Below are 12,871 nucleotides of genomic sequence, written 5' to 3'. Positions count from 1 at the left end.
TTCCTCTTCATAGGAGATGACGATGAACAACCCCACCGCGACCGATGCATTGAAAAGCAACCTCGGCGAAGCCGGCGCGCATCTCAAGTCCGCCGCCGCCGCCGCCGGCGAAGCGCTGAAAGGCGCGGCCGGTTCCGCTGGCGACGAGCTGAAGCTGGGCAAGGCCAACGTGAAGGCCGAACTGGCCGATGGCGCGTTGTCGGGCCTGGCCGCGGCCGAACATGGCGGCGCCGCCGCGATGGAACAGGTGGACCACCTGATGGACAAGGGCCGCGACCTGATCGACAGCGCCGCCGACCTGATCCGCGAACGTCCGCTGGCGTCGTTCGGTGTGGCCTTCGCCGCCGGCTGGATCATCGCCAAGCTGGCCCGTAGCGGCGGTGGCGACAAGTAAGCCCGGCGCGTGAACGAGACGCGCGAGGACGACCCGAATTCCGGCAAAGCGGAGGCCGATCTAGGCGAGGCCATCCGCGACGTCGGCAAGGCCGCGCGCGAGGGATTGCAGGAAGCCGGTGGCGCGGCCAAGGCGTTCCGCGCCTTGCTGGCCGCCGATGTGTCGCTGGCGCGCAGCGCGTTCGGCAGGGCCATGGCCCTGACCGGCGTGGCCATCGTGTTCGGCGCTTCGTGCTGGTTGCTGCTGATGGCGACGCTGATCGTTTTCCTGAGCCGCCAGCTGGGTCTGCCCTGGGCCGTTTCGTTGTTGATCTGCGCCTTGCTGAGCGGCGCGGTCACCTTGTGGGCGGCGTGGCGCGCGGATTACTACTTCGACCACACCCGCATGCAAGCCACGCGGCGGCAACTGGCGCGGCTGGGCATCGGCGAACTGGCCGACGTCGCGCCCGATCCGGGTTCGTCCGAATCGGCGCGCGACACGGTGAACCAGCGGACTACGCCGGAAAGGAACGCCGACGGAAATAGGATCACGCCGCCATGAAGCCCGCCGCCATAAAGCCCGCCGCTACGAAAAAGGATTCCCGGCCCCGGGTCAGCTTCGAGCATCTGGTGCGCAAAGTGGAGCGCGCCGAAGACGTGTTGGAAATGCGCGAACAGCGGCTGGTCGATCGCTATCGCCAGCTCAGCGACACCTGGCGCAAGGGCTGGACGCCGGTGCGGATCATCACTGTCGGCCTGGTCAGCGGCTTCCTGGTCGGCCGCGCCGAACCGCTGCGCGCGCTGACCGGTGCGCGCATGCTGCAGATGGTGAGCGCGTTGTCGGGGTTGTTCGCTTCGGCGCAGGCGACCTTCGCGGCCGAGCAGGCGGAGGAAGCGGCGGATACGGCAGAAGAAGTCGCGACTGACCAGGCGAGCGGACCGGCGAAGCAAGCGGAAAACGCTGCGCCTGCCGCGCGCATGAGCCAGACCCGCGACCAGGTCCATTCCACCCAACCGCGTCCGGCCGAAGCGGCTACGGAAGTATCCGAGCGCTGAGGACCCGACTGGCAGCGGCACGTGGGAGCGGCGTCCCGCCGCGAGCTCTTCGCTTTCTCCTCTCCCCTTGTGGGAGAGGATGCCCGAAGGGCAGGAGAGGGGAGCGTGAGCGTAGCGAGCGTGCTTTTGTTTCCGCCTCGAGGTATCAAGGTGCTGGCCGGTAGATCAAAAGCCGACCCCTCTCCCGGCCTTCGGCCACCCTCTCCCACAAAGGGGAGAGGGGATACGTCGGCAACCCGCACCAGATTTCCGGATACACAACTTCCACCCCTTCCCTAACCCACGCGAGCCGCCGACTTGAGTACTTCCCCCAGCGATCCGCTGTCGACCGATCCGCGACCGGAACCCTCGCCAGCCCCACGCCGCCCGCGCGCTTCCAACGCGCTGCTGGTACTGGCCACGCTGGCGGTCGGCTACACCCTGTGGGCCGCGCAGGACGTGCTGCTGCCGATTCTGTTGGGCATGTTCTTCGCACTGGTGGCCAACCCCATCATCCGTCTGTTGAAACGCCTGTGGATACCGCGGTTCGTGGCCGCGCTGATCGTGGTGGTGGGCGGCATCGCCGGGGCCGCGGCGTTGGCCAACCAGCTGGTGGTGCCGGCCAGCGACTGGTTCCGCGACGTGCCGCAGGAACTGCGCGAAATGACCCCCAAGCTGCGCCAGTTGACCAAGCCGATGCTGGACGCCAATCGGGCCGCGGAAAACATCGCCCGCGCCGCCGGCGGCGAGAGCGCCAAGAAAGTGCAGGTGGTGCGCACCCAGGTGGACGATCCGTACAAGGTGCTCAACGCCACGCCGCGGCTGCTGGCCTCGGTGCTGGCGGTGGTGCTGCTGACCTTCTTCTTCCTGGTCTACGGCGAAAACCTGCAGCGGCATGCGATCGCGCTGCTGCCGGGGCGGCAGAAACAGAAGTTCAGCGTGGACCTGATGCATTCCATCGAGCGCGAAGTATCGCGCTACGTGCTGACCATCAGCCTGATCAATGCGGTGGTGGGGCTGGTGTATGCGGCGATCCTGTATGCGCTGGACATTCCGCTGCAGGAGGCCTTGCTGTGGGGCACGATGGTGGCGCTGTTGAACTTCGCGCCGTACGTGGGCCCGCTGATCGGCATGGGCGTGATGCTGCTGGTGGGTTTCGTGACTTACAACGAGCAGTGGCTGTCGGCGATGCCGGTGCTGGTCTATCTGGGACTGCATACGCTGGAAGGCCAGATCATCACCCCCATCGTGTTGGGCCGGCGCATGGCGCTGTCGCCGCTGGTGCTGATCCTGGCGCTGATGCTGTTCGGCTGGCTGTGGGGCATCGTCGGCCTGCTGCTGGCGGTGCCGCTGCTGGTCTGCATCAAGCTGGTACTGGCGCAGGTGGAAGGCATGGAGGGCTGGGCGCGGCTGTTGGAGTGAGCGCTCCCTGATCGTCTCTGCTTTGCTGCTTTGGCCCTTGCTTTGCCCCCTTTGGCAAAGGGGGAGGCACACGCCCGTTCCCCCGCAGCGTGTCCCTCACGCCCCGCCTCGTTAGAATACGGGGGTGAATTTCCCCGTCCGCGCCATCACCCTGGATCTAGACGACACCCTGTGGCCCTTCGCGCCGATCGGCGCGCGGATCGAGCAGGTGCTGCACGCGTGGATGCTGGAGCACAGCCCGCAGACCGCCGCGCGCTTTCCGATCGACGCCATGCGCGCGCTGCGCGAGCAGGTCTTCGCCGAACACCCGCAGCTGATCCACGACCTCAGCGAATTGCGCCGGATCACCCTGCGCCGCGCGCTGCAGGAAAGCGGCGCCGACGCCGCGCTGTTGGAACCGGCCTACGAGATCTTCTACGCCGCGCGCAACCAGGTGGAATGCTATCCCGATAGCCTGGCCGCGCTGGAGCGCATCGCCGCGCGCGTGCCGATGGCGGCGGTGACCAACGGCAACGCCGATCTGGAACGCATCGGCCTTTCGCGGCATTTCTCGTTCCAACTAGGCGCCCGCGAACACGGCGCGGCCAAACCCGAAGCCAGCATCTTCCACGCTGCCTGCCAACGCCTGGGCGTGCCGCGCGGCGAAGTGCTGCATGTGGGCGACCATATCGAGATGGACGTGATCGGCGCCGCGCAGGCCGGCTTGCGCAGCTGCTGGATCAACCGCGAGGCGCAGGCGTGGACCCATCCCACGCTGCGTCCCGATCTGGAATTCACCGACCTCACCGCACTGGCCGACTGGCTGGACGCAACGCACCTCCACAACACGGAGCACGCCGCCGCATGAGCCTGCCGAACGGATTCATCGACACCTCTTCTTCCGCGCTGCCGCTGCACGTGCTGGAGCGCGATAAGTTCAGCGACTGGCGCAACGCGTTGTCGCCCGCCTTGCAGGCCTGGGTGGACGCGCAGCATTTCTCCGCCGCGCCCGGTGCGCTGGTGCTGTTGCCGGGCGAACACGGTATCGCGGCGGCGGCGATCGGCATCGGCGATCCGCTCGATCCCTACTCCTACGCGCACGCGCCGCACGGGTTGCCACCGGGCGACTGGCAGCTTGCCTCGTCGCTGGACGACGGCGCGCGCGCGGCACTGCAACTGGGCTGGGGTTTGGGCAGTTACCGTTTCGACCGCTACAAGAAACCCGCACGCCCGCCGGCGCGCCTGCTGCTGCAGGATGCCGATGCCGAAGCGCTGGATCTGCTGGCCGCCTGCGTGCGCGTGCGCGATCTGGTCAATACGCCCACCGAGCACATGGGCCCGGAGCAGCTCGAGGAAGTCGCACGCGAACTGGCCGCTACGCATGGCGCACAACTTGAGGTCATCGCCGGCGACGAACTGCTGGCGCGGAATTTTCCGGCCATCCATGCGGTCGGCCGCGCTTCGCATCGCGCGCCGCGCCTGATCGCGCTGCGTTGGGGCGACAGCGGTCTGCCGCACGTGGCGCTGGTGGGCAAGGGCGTGTGTTTCGATACCGGCGGGCTGGACATCAAGCCGGCCGACGGCATGCGCAACATGAAGAAGGATATGGGCGGCGCGGCGCATGCGCTGGCGTTGGCCGAGCTGATCATGTCGCGCAAGTTGCCAGTGCGGTTGACCCTGCTGGTGCCGGCGGTGGAAAACGCGATCGGCCCGGATGCGTTCCGTCCGGGCGAAGTGATCGCCACGCGCCAGGGTTTGAGCGTGGAGATCGACAACACCGATGCCGAAGGCCGGGTGATCCTGTGCGATGCGCTGACCTATGCGGGCGAGCAGGAGCCGGACATCGTGCTGGATTTCGCCACGCTGACGGGCGCAGCGCGCATTGCGTTGGGGCCGGATTTGCCGGCGTTGTTCGCCAACGACGATGCGTTGGCCAACGACTGGATCGCGGCGGGCGAACGCACGCGCGATCCGCTGTGGCGCATGCCGTTGTGGCGCCCTTATCTTCGTTATCTCAGCAGCGGCATCGCCGACATGGCCAACGCAGGTTCGCGCATGGCCGGCGCGGTCACCGCTGCGCTGTACCTGGAACGCTTCGTGCCCGCGCAGCAGAAGTGGGCGCATCTGGATGTGTACGCGTGGAACGATAGCGATCGCGTGGGGCGCCCAGCGGGTGGTGAGGCGATGGCGTTGCGGGCTGCGTTTGAGATGTTGAAAACACGCTACGTCAGGTGATGAACCCCTTCGCCGTCGCGGTGATTGTCCTGCCCGGTGCACTTAGCGCTTTCTTCATCTACAAGTTGTTGTCGAGCAAGCGAAGCGCATTTGAGAAGTCGGTTTACTGCGTCGTCTTGCTGGTGCCCGTCGTAGGGCCACTGCTCTACCTCTTCCTAAACGAAGAAGTACCTCCGCAGCCGCCGCTACTGAGAAATAACGGCCCGAGAGGCGCGTATACAGACACGATGATCGCCATCCAGGCCGCCTTGGAAGAAACCGCGCGCCAAAAGGCGGAAGCGTCGGCGGACGAAGCGGTCCCGCGAAATGATGATCACGCGGAGCCCCGACCATAAGAGCGAGAAATTGGGTCAACAACGTGCGAGAGATCAGCGCCGCCCACGGTTTCGTCCAAGTTTATGAGGGACTTCTGAGGGGCGCGGGGATTTACGGCGGCAGCACCACGTATTCCCCGTTGATGGGAGCGAGGGATAAGCTGGCGATTTTCACGCCGCCGCTTTCGTATACCGAGAAGAACGACCTCTTTGAAGCGATATAACGCGTTCGATCATCGCCGCGACCGCGCCGACGAACAGCAGCAATTCTATTGATCGGTAGGGGACCGAGTAACGCGGTTCAGCCTGCAACACCATATGCACGGCGGTAAAGTAGAGGAAGGAAAGCGCAAGTATTCCGGCCGCAGGCAGACCCCTTGCGAATGCATACACCGCGAACAGTAGAGCCAGCCAGAAGATCACAGGATTCAGCGTGCGGGTGATCGACATCGCGATCGCCAATGGGTATTTCTCCAGTGGTGAGTTATTCGCGACGTGGACATAGGGCCCGAAGGCGTCGCTTATCCGCACGTCCCAGTCCCAAAGCAGATACGCCTTGCTGGCATACCATTTGGCGGTGCCGCCAACATCCGAAGACAGGCGCGCTACCATGGCTTGGCCGCCTGCCACTTTGTCGCGCTGCATCAGTGCCGACTCGGCGTCGATCTCGGCCATGACCTGCGCTGGCTCTGGATGCGCATTGCGCGAAACGTAGGCGCGGTGATAGAGCGGATACGAACCTTGCACTAGATTGATCCAGACGCGATCCGATCCACCGGACACGCCACGCATAGACCACAGACCACCCACGATCACCAGCGGCAAGAGGACGACCAAGACGGCTTGCCGCGTGGTCGGGCGCCAGTGAATCACCGCAATGGCGACGGGCAATAGGGCAACAATCGGGTTTACCAGATACGCGGCAGCCCATGCGGCGCCCGCTGCAATTCCCCAGCCGGAAGACTTGCGCTCAACGGCAATGACAGTCAGGAGCAACGCGCCAGTCAAACACAGGCCCAGCTCGACCTCTCCCAGCACTTCTGCCGTGAAGGCGATGTGGTGTGGCCAGAAGGTCAGCAGCAGCCCCGCAACCAGCGCCGCCCCTATAGGCATCCACTGCCGCGCGAGGGCCGTTGTCAGGCCGACAGTGGCTGCTCCCATGAAAGCCTGCCCGATCAGCAAATAGCGCGGCCATGCGTCCCCGCCGAGCATCATTGCGACGGCAATCGTGAAAGGATATCCCGGAGACCGGTAGGCGTCCGAAACCTCACCCGAGCCGAAATAGCCCAACAGCAAATGTTTGGCGTAGTTCACGTACTCGAAGGCATCGCCTCCCAGTGGATTCACCACCTGAACGGTCAGCACGTAATAGATGCGAATGGCGAGAGCCAGCAGAACAACGCCTGCGGCCAGCAGATTGAATGTGCGGTTGGTCATCGCTTTCCCCTTAGGCGAAGCGTATCACCAGCGCCCCGTGGCGTCCTTATCTTCGTTATCTCAACAGCGGCATCGCCGACCTGGCCAATGCAGGTTCGCGCATGGCCGGCGCGGTCACCGCTGCGCTATATCTGGAACGTTTCGTGCCCGCGCAGCAGAAGTGGGCGCATCTGGATGTGTATTCGTGGAACGACAGCGATCGTGCGGGGCGTCCGACAGGGGGAGAGGCGATGGCGTTGCGGGCGGCGTTTGAGATGTTGAAGGGGCGGTATTCGCGGTAAGGCTTCGCGGAGCCCTCGCCTTCGCGCCAGCGCGACCGCGCAAAGCGCCGGATGAAGCGCCGTGCACGCCGTACGAGACCGGCCCGGATCCAACTTATCCACTTTATGCGCCGACCCTGGCGCTAAAAGTCAGAGCAGACGCAGCCACGTGGATAACCGAATCGTCATCCCGACGAAAGCCGGGACCCAACTTCACGCGCGCGCCGGCTTGGATCCCGGCTTTCGCCGGGATGACGATCCTTGAGGTTGTGGTGGCGGCCGCTCGCTCGCTTACTTCTACTTGGCAATCAACAACAACACCGACCGCCCCTGCAACCCATAAACCGTGTACTCCCCACCAATCAACGCCTCGGAACCCGGCACGACCACCGTATCCGGGCCTTCGTTCCAGGTGGCGGTATCGGTGACGCGGTACCACTGCTTGCCTGCGCCGGGCCACGGCAATGTGAAGTTCACGTTGCCCGACCAGCCGTTGTAGGCCACGTAGATCGCGCTGGCCGAATCGCCGAACTCGCTGCCGTCGATGCGCCAGGCGATGGCGTGGTTGTTGGCATTGGTGAAGTAGGCCGTATCGGCCTGCGCGCCGTCGGGCTTGAACCAGCGCAGCTGCTCCATCACGTTACCGTTGTTGTCCACGCCCGAATAGAAGTTCGCCGGACGCAGCGCCGGGTGCGCCTTGCGGAAGGCGATCAGGCGCTTGCTGTAGGTCTCGTGGTTGGCTTCGACCGTATTGCGGGTCCAGAACAGCCAGTTGGCCGACGAATCCAGGTTGTAGACGTTGTTGTTGCCGAATTGCGTGCGCAGCGCCTCGTCGCCGCCGGTGATCATCGGCACGCCCGCGCTCAGCATTAGGAACGCCAGCCCAGTGCGCGCGGCCTTGCGCTGGTCGAGCACCACGCCGCCCTGGTCCCAGCTGTGGTTGTTGTCGTCGCCGCCATCGGACGGACCGTACGGCCAGGGCTGATTGTTCTGCTTGCTGTTGTAGGCATACAGATCGTTCAAGGTGAAGCCGTCGTGGGCGACCATGAAGTTGACCGAATGCCAGGGCTTGCGGCCGTCGTCGCCGTACAGGTCCGACGAACCGGCGAAACGGTTGGCCAGTTCCGCCGGCGTCACCGCTTCCACGCCCATCTGGTTCTGCTTCTTGCGCAGCGAATCGCGATAGATGCCGTTCCATTCGGCCCAGCCGGTCGGGAAACCGCCGACCTGATAGGAGTTGCCGCCGATCGCCCAAGGTTCGGCGATCAGATCCAAGCCCGTGCCGCCCGCGGCCGGCCGCGGCGGCAGCTCGGTCACGATGCGATTGAGCGCATTGCCCGCATCCATCTTGTCGAAGTTGAAGCAGCCGTGCTGGCAGGTGTTGCCCAGCACCGAGGCCAGATCGAAGCGGAAGCCGTCGACGCCCAGAGTGTCCCGCCAGTAGGCGAGCGAATCGACGATCAGGTTCTGCGCGATGGTATTGCGCGTGTTGTAGTTGCCGCCGACGCCGGTGTTGTCCCACGAATACTGCAGATCGTTGGTCAGCGAGTAGTAGGTCGGATTGTCCAGGCCGCGCCAGGACTGCAGGTTGTACACGGTCAGGCCATCGCTGCCGCCCCAGGCCCCGCCTTCGCCGGTGTGGTTGTAGACCACGTCGATGTAGACCTTGATGCCGGCGTCGTGGAAGGCCTTCACCATCGCCTTCCATTCGCGGGTGGGGCCGCCGGCCGTCTTGTCCGACGAATAGCGGCGGTCCGGCGCGAAGTAGTTGAGCGTCATGTAGCCCCAGTAATTGTCTCCAGTCGTGGAGGTGGGATCGACGTCGTTGGTGTCGTTCTGGGTTTCCTGCACCGGCAGGAACTCGACCGCGGTGACGCCGAGACTGGCCAGCGTCGAAGCCTTGAGCGCGGCGCCAGCATAGGTGCCGCGCAACGAGGCCGACATCGCAGTGTCATCCTTGGTCAATCCGCGCACATGCACTTCGTAGACCACCTCGTCCTTCAGCGCGCGCGTGGGTTTGGTGCCGTTGGAGGTGGTGATGGGCGCCAGCACGATGCCCTTGCTGGCGCACGCGCCGCTGTCCTTGTTGCGATGGGTGGCGCCGCTGGCGTAGATCGTGCCGTCGGTGCAGGTGGGGGTGTTCGGGTCCTGGCTGATCTCGACCGCGTACGGATCGATCAACAGCTTGTTCGGGTTGAAGCGGTTGCCATTGGCGTCGATGTCGGTGACGAAGCCGGTGCTGCTGCCCTTGGTCCAGCTGGCGTTGTACGGCCAGTTCGGACCCCAGGCGCGATAGCCGTAATAGACCGTGCCGGTGATGCCGTAAGTATTTTGGAGCGTGGCCACCGAAGCGGTCTTCGACCAGACGTTGGTGGCGGCGTCCTTGGTCAGCACGTAGCGCACCACTTCCTGCGCGCCGGACGGGGTCTTGTAGAGAAAGACTTCTATCCGCGTAGCGCGTGAGGAATAAACGCGAAAGGTGATGTTGCTCTGGGTGCCGTCGTATTTCGCACCGAGGTTCTGTGCATTGATCGCCGCCTGCGCGGCCGGAGCCGGTGCAAGCGACAGCACGAACGAAAACAACAGGCACGCACCCACACCGCCGAACAGACGCATTGCGTTACGCATCGCAGCACCCTCCCAGGTAGCCGATAACGCGCGACGGTTCGCCAGCGCGCCCACGCATTGTGGGCCGTGGTGCAACTGCACAACGTGACCGTTGAGGGTGATGCATTCGTATTCATTGCGCTGTTTCGGCCGCCTACGCGGCATGCCCGGCTTTCACCGGAGCTTCGAGCGGGCAGCGGTAGCATGCGGACCTCACTTGAAGGAGTCCGTCATGACCCCGTTAGACAAACCCCTGCGCAGAGCGCTGGAAATCGGCGACCGTTCCTACACCTTGGTAGTGGATGCCTCCGGGTTGAAGCTCACCGAGAAGGGAAAACGAAAAGGGATCGAGCTGAAATGGAATGATCTGGTTTCCGGCGACGAGGCTTTGGCGGTTGCGTTGCGGGCGTCTGTGGGCTGAGCACCGTAGCCTGGGTAGAGCGCAGCGGCTTTCAACAGCGAAGCTGGTCAACCCAGGGGCTTTTGATCTGGCGTAGGACGCCCCGCGTGATCGCCTATTTCGGCAGGCATCATCTGAAACGATGGTTTCCCACTTCGGCGCCCTGGGTTTCGCTGCGCTCTACCCAGGCTACGGTGAGCTTGGAAGGTTTTGTCTGACGCAAGTTGAGGTCATGACCCGATAGAGCTGGCCGTGACGTGCCGTCATGCTGTCGGCATGGTTCACTATCGTCGCAATCTCGTTCCGGGCGGGACGTATTTCTTTACCGTAACCTTGGCTGATCGATCTGCTACTACGCTCGTGGATCATATCGACCACTTACGTGCGGCAGTACGCGCGGTTCGAGCGAAACATCCTTTCACTCTCTGCGCCATGGTGGTCCTACCGGATCACTTGCATGCAGTTCTTCGGCTGCCTGAGGGCGATGATCGCTATTCCATGCGGTGGCGAATGATCAAAGCTGATTTCACCGTTCGTCTTCGCAAGCAGGGCATCGACTTCGGTGATCGCGGCAATGGGGAGCGCGACTTATGGGCCAGGCGATTCTGGGAACACACGATCCGTGATCATCAAAGCCTGGCTCGTCGCATCGATTACCTCCACTTCAATCCGGTAAAGCACGGCTACGTCGAGCGCGTGGCGGACTGGCCGCATTCTTCTTTCCACTCATTCGTCTCGCGCGGACTGTTGCCCGCGGATTGGACCGGCGGCAGCGAAGCAAAAAAGAAGTCGAATGGGGAGTGACATCTTGACGTAGCCTGGGTAGAGCGCAGCGAAACCCGGGGCGCCGAAGTGGGAACAATCAATGGTCCAGAGATGCCTGCGGAAGCGGACTAATCGCTAGGGGCACCTGTATGCCGGATCAAAAGCCCCCGGGTTTCGCTGCGCTCTACCCAGGCTACAACAACTTTCACTGCTACAACCAGCCTTTCTGCCTCGCCAGGCGATAAGCCTCGATGCGATTGCCCACGCCCAACTTGCCGATAGCCTCGGAAAGATAATTGCGCACCGTGCCGTGCGACAGATTGAGTTGTAGGGCGATGTCGCCCGCAGAGATGCCTTCACCGGCCAGGCGCAGCACCTGCCGTTCGCGGTCGTTCAAGGGATCGGCTTCGGACCATGCTTCCATCGCCAGGTCCGGATCGATCGCGCGCCCGCCCGCATGTACCTTGCGCACCGCCTGCGCCAGATGGTCGGCCGGCGATTCCTTCAGCAGATAGCCCAGCACGCCCGCGTCCAGCGCGCGGCGCAGGAATCCGGGCCGCGCGAAGGTGGTGACGATGATGACCTTCACTGGCAGCTGATGGCGCTGGATACGCTGCGCCAGTTCCAGTCCGCTGAGTCCGGGCATTTCGATATCGGTCACCAGCACATCGGGCTTGAGCCGCTGCAGATCGCGCCACGCCGCTTCGCCATCGGGCGAAGCGCCCAGCACTTCGAAATCGCTTTCCATGCCCAGCAACGCCGACAGCGCGCCGCGCACCATGGCCTGGTCTTCAGCCAATAGGATGCCGATCACTTGAGGGAGATTGAAGTGCGCATGCGGCGAAAATAGCAAATCCGGACGCCCGACCGGCGTTTCGCATTCGCCGCCGCTTGTTTATTCGCCGGGAACGTCCACGGCCTGGACCGCGACGGCTGCCGGCAGCGGCAGGGTCACCTCCACGCGCGTGCCCTGGCCCGGAATGGCATCCACGCGCAGCCGGCCGCCCAGCGATTCGATGCGTTCGCGCATGCCGCACAAGCCGTTGCCGGGCACGATGGCGCCGCCGCGCCCATCGTCCTCGATGCGCAGGCTGACCTGCCGGTCCGCGCTGCGCAGGGACACGCTGGCGCCTTCGGCGCGTGCGTGGCGTTGGATGTTGGTCACCGCTTCGCGCACCGCCAGGGCCAGCACGGTTTCCTGTTCGGCCGTCAGCGCCACCTCGCTCATTTCGTAACTGAAACGCACCCCGTCCGATTCCAGCAGCAATCGCGCCGAGGCCAATTCCGCCGCCAACCCGGCGGCGCGGATGCCGCTGACCGCGCGCCGCACCTGCGCCAGCGCGTCGCGGGCCACGCCGCTGACGTCGTCCATTTCCTTGCGCGCGGCTGCCGGATCATGGCCGATCAGGCGCGAGGCGAGATTGGATTTCAGCGCCACCAGCGACAGCGTGTGACCGAGCAGGTCGTGCAGGTCGCGGCCGATGCGTTCGCGCTCGGCCAGCGCGGCCAGGCGCCTGACTTCCTCGTGGCTCAGGCGCAGCTGCGCCTCGCCGCGCAGCTTCTGCAGCATGCCGATGTTGAACACGCCGACCACCACGCCAGCGATCACCGCGCTGCTCATGTAGATCATGGGGATGTCCACGGCACCCCACGCCGCTGCGTAGGCGGCGAGCAAGGCGGCGATGGTCAGCAACGCCTTGCGCGCGCTCATGCAAAACGGAAAGAAGGCGCAGGCATAGATGATGTAGCTCTGCGAACCGGGGTTGTAAGGCAGCAGCGCGAAGCCCAACGCGCCGATCGCCAGCGCGATCGCCAGCCGGTGGCGCGGGTGGTCGTAGTGGAAGCGCTGGAACAGGAAAAGGAATACCGCATAGCTGGCCAGCGTGGGCCACAGCCAGCCGCGGTAGAGGTCGGCGGCATAGAACGGAGTGATAAACAGCCAGACCGACCAGACCAGATTGATCCAGGGAAACCAGCGCATGCCGACATCGGCGCTGGCCTGCTGCTGGCGGGCCAGCGAATCCGGAGCGGTACGGAACAATGAG

At 64.4% G+C, this 12,871-nt stretch carries 13 protein-coding genes and 1 pseudogene; 10 read left to right on the top strand and 4 right to left on the bottom strand.

Annotated elements, in window-relative coordinates; genetic code table 11:
• The first annotated feature begins 22 nt into the window (after positions 1 to 22).
• The 7 genes from AC1DTQ_RS17065 (at position 23) to AC1DTQ_RS17035 (ending at position 5,378) form a co-directional block, all read left to right on the top strand.
• Positions 23 to 394: a hypothetical protein gene (locus AC1DTQ_RS17065; RefSeq protein ID WP_310091825.1), complete on the top strand. Its 372-nt coding sequence runs from the start codon at positions 23 to 25 to the stop codon at positions 392 to 394.
• A gap of 9 nt (positions 395 to 403) precedes the next feature.
• Positions 404 to 934 (top strand): phage holin family protein, encoded by a 531-nt coding sequence (locus AC1DTQ_RS17060; protein ID WP_477851110.1) that lies wholly within the window; start codon positions 404 to 406, stop codon positions 932 to 934.
• Positions 931 to 1,428 (top strand): protein sip-5, encoded by a 498-nt coding sequence (locus AC1DTQ_RS17055; protein ID WP_477851109.1) that lies wholly within the window; start codon positions 931 to 933, stop codon positions 1,426 to 1,428. The genes AC1DTQ_RS17060 and AC1DTQ_RS17055 overlap by 4 nt, the downstream gene beginning before the upstream one ends.
• 297 nt (positions 1,429 to 1,725) lie before the next feature.
• The gene (locus tag AC1DTQ_RS17050; protein ID WP_477851107.1) at positions 1,726 to 2,829 is read left to right on the top strand and encodes an AI-2E family transporter; all 1,104 of its coding nucleotides are present in this window, start codon (positions 1,726 to 1,728) and stop codon (positions 2,827 to 2,829) included.
• Positions 2,830 to 2,953: 124 nt separating this feature from the next.
• The gene (locus AC1DTQ_RS17045; RefSeq protein WP_477851106.1) at positions 2,954 to 3,676 is read left to right on the top strand and encodes an HAD family hydrolase; all 723 of its coding nucleotides are present in this window, start codon (positions 2,954 to 2,956) and stop codon (positions 3,674 to 3,676) included.
• On the top strand, positions 3,673 to 5,043 hold the full coding sequence (locus AC1DTQ_RS17040) for a leucyl aminopeptidase family protein (protein ID WP_477851104.1): 1,371 nt from the start codon (positions 3,673 to 3,675) through the stop codon (positions 5,041 to 5,043). The genes AC1DTQ_RS17045 and AC1DTQ_RS17040 overlap by 4 nt, the downstream gene beginning before the upstream one ends.
• Complete coding sequence (locus AC1DTQ_RS17035; protein WP_477851103.1) at positions 5,043 to 5,378, top strand: PLDc N-terminal domain-containing protein; 336 nt, start codon at positions 5,043 to 5,045, stop codon at positions 5,376 to 5,378. Before AC1DTQ_RS17040 ends, AC1DTQ_RS17035 begins: the two co-directional genes overlap by 1 nt.
• A gap of 150 nt (positions 5,379 to 5,528) precedes the next feature.
• On the opposite strand, the gene AC1DTQ_RS17030 is transcribed toward AC1DTQ_RS17035, so the two are convergent.
• Positions 5,529 to 6,794: a glycosyltransferase family 39 protein gene (locus AC1DTQ_RS17030; RefSeq protein ID WP_477851102.1), complete on the bottom strand. Its 1,266-nt coding sequence runs from the start codon at positions 6,792 to 6,794 to the stop codon at positions 5,529 to 5,531.
• Between the two features lie 38 nt (positions 6,795 to 6,832).
• Here AC1DTQ_RS17030 and AC1DTQ_RS17025 point away from each other — a divergent pair.
• A pseudogene (locus AC1DTQ_RS17025) lies at positions 6,833 to 7,075 on the top strand (leucyl aminopeptidase family protein); the annotation flags it as partial.
• Between the two features lie 276 nt (positions 7,076 to 7,351).
• Here the strand turns inward: AC1DTQ_RS17025 and AC1DTQ_RS17020 are convergent.
• Entirely contained in the window at positions 7,352 to 9,682 is a 2,331-nt protein-coding gene (locus AC1DTQ_RS17020; protein WP_477851101.1) for an alpha-amylase family glycosyl hydrolase, read from the bottom strand.
• A gap of 211 nt (positions 9,683 to 9,893) precedes the next feature.
• On the opposite strand from AC1DTQ_RS17020, the gene AC1DTQ_RS17015 reads away from it, so the two are divergent.
• Together AC1DTQ_RS17015 and AC1DTQ_RS17010 are read left to right on the top strand one after the other, a co-directional pair.
• Positions 9,894 to 10,082, top strand: coding sequence for a hypothetical protein (locus tag AC1DTQ_RS17015; protein WP_477851100.1), 189 nt, complete (start codon positions 9,894 to 9,896; stop codon positions 10,080 to 10,082).
• Between the two features lie 255 nt (positions 10,083 to 10,337).
• On the top strand, positions 10,338 to 10,865 hold the full coding sequence (locus AC1DTQ_RS17010; RefSeq protein ID WP_477851099.1) for an REP-associated tyrosine transposase: 528 nt from the start codon (positions 10,338 to 10,340) through the stop codon (positions 10,863 to 10,865).
• A gap of 172 nt (positions 10,866 to 11,037) precedes the next feature.
• On the opposite strand, the gene AC1DTQ_RS17005 is transcribed toward AC1DTQ_RS17010, so the two are convergent.
• Together AC1DTQ_RS17005 and AC1DTQ_RS17000 are read right to left on the bottom strand one after the other, a co-directional pair.
• Positions 11,038 to 11,640 carry a response regulator transcription factor gene (locus AC1DTQ_RS17005; protein ID WP_477851097.1) on the bottom strand — a complete coding sequence of 201 codons (603 nt, stop codon included), beginning with the start codon at positions 11,638 to 11,640 and terminating at the stop codon, positions 11,038 to 11,040.
• A gap of 81 nt (positions 11,641 to 11,721) precedes the next feature.
• Positions 11,722 to 12,807 (bottom strand): sensor histidine kinase, encoded by a 1,086-nt coding sequence (locus tag AC1DTQ_RS17000; protein ID WP_477851238.1) that lies wholly within the window; start codon positions 12,805 to 12,807, stop codon positions 11,722 to 11,724.
• Positions 12,808 to 12,871: the final 64 nt, after the last annotated feature.

It is taken from the genome of Pseudoxanthomonas sp. P4_B2 (assembly GCF_056402315.1).
Note: the sequence above shows the minus strand (reverse complement) of the source record. Positions and strands in the feature narration are given on the sequence as shown.

What these genes read in the sequence shown, in the direction of transcription:
- AC1DTQ_RS17065 (WP_310091825.1), top strand. Translation starts at nt 23, where the DNA reads ATGAACAACCCCACCGCGACCGATGCATTGAAAAGCAACCTCGGCGAA.
- AC1DTQ_RS17055 (WP_477851109.1), top strand. Translation starts at nt 931, where the DNA reads ATGAAGCCCGCCGCCATAAAGCCCGCCGCTACGAAAAAGGATTCCCGG.
- AC1DTQ_RS17040 (WP_477851104.1), top strand. Translation starts at nt 3,673, where the DNA reads ATGAGCCTGCCGAACGGATTCATCGACACCTCTTCTTCCGCGCTGCCG.
- AC1DTQ_RS17035 (WP_477851103.1), top strand. Translation starts at nt 5,043, where the DNA reads ATGAACCCCTTCGCCGTCGCGGTGATTGTCCTGCCCGGTGCACTTAGC.
- AC1DTQ_RS17030 (WP_477851102.1), bottom strand. Translation starts at nt 6,794, where the DNA reads ATGACCAACCGCACATTCAATCTGCTGGCCGCAGGCGTTGTTCTGCTG.
- AC1DTQ_RS17020 (WP_477851101.1), bottom strand. Translation starts at nt 9,682, where the DNA reads ATGCGTAACGCAATGCGTCTGTTCGGCGGTGTGGGTGCGTGCCTGTTG.
- AC1DTQ_RS17015 (WP_477851100.1), top strand. Translation starts at nt 9,894, where the DNA reads ATGACCCCGTTAGACAAACCCCTGCGCAGAGCGCTGGAAATCGGCGAC.
- AC1DTQ_RS17010 (WP_477851099.1), top strand. Translation starts at nt 10,338, where the DNA reads ATGGTTCACTATCGTCGCAATCTCGTTCCGGGCGGGACGTATTTCTTT.
- AC1DTQ_RS17000 (WP_477851238.1), bottom strand. Translation starts at nt 12,807, where the DNA reads ATGCGCTGGTTTCCCTGGATCAATCTGGTCTGGTCGGTCTGGCTGTTT.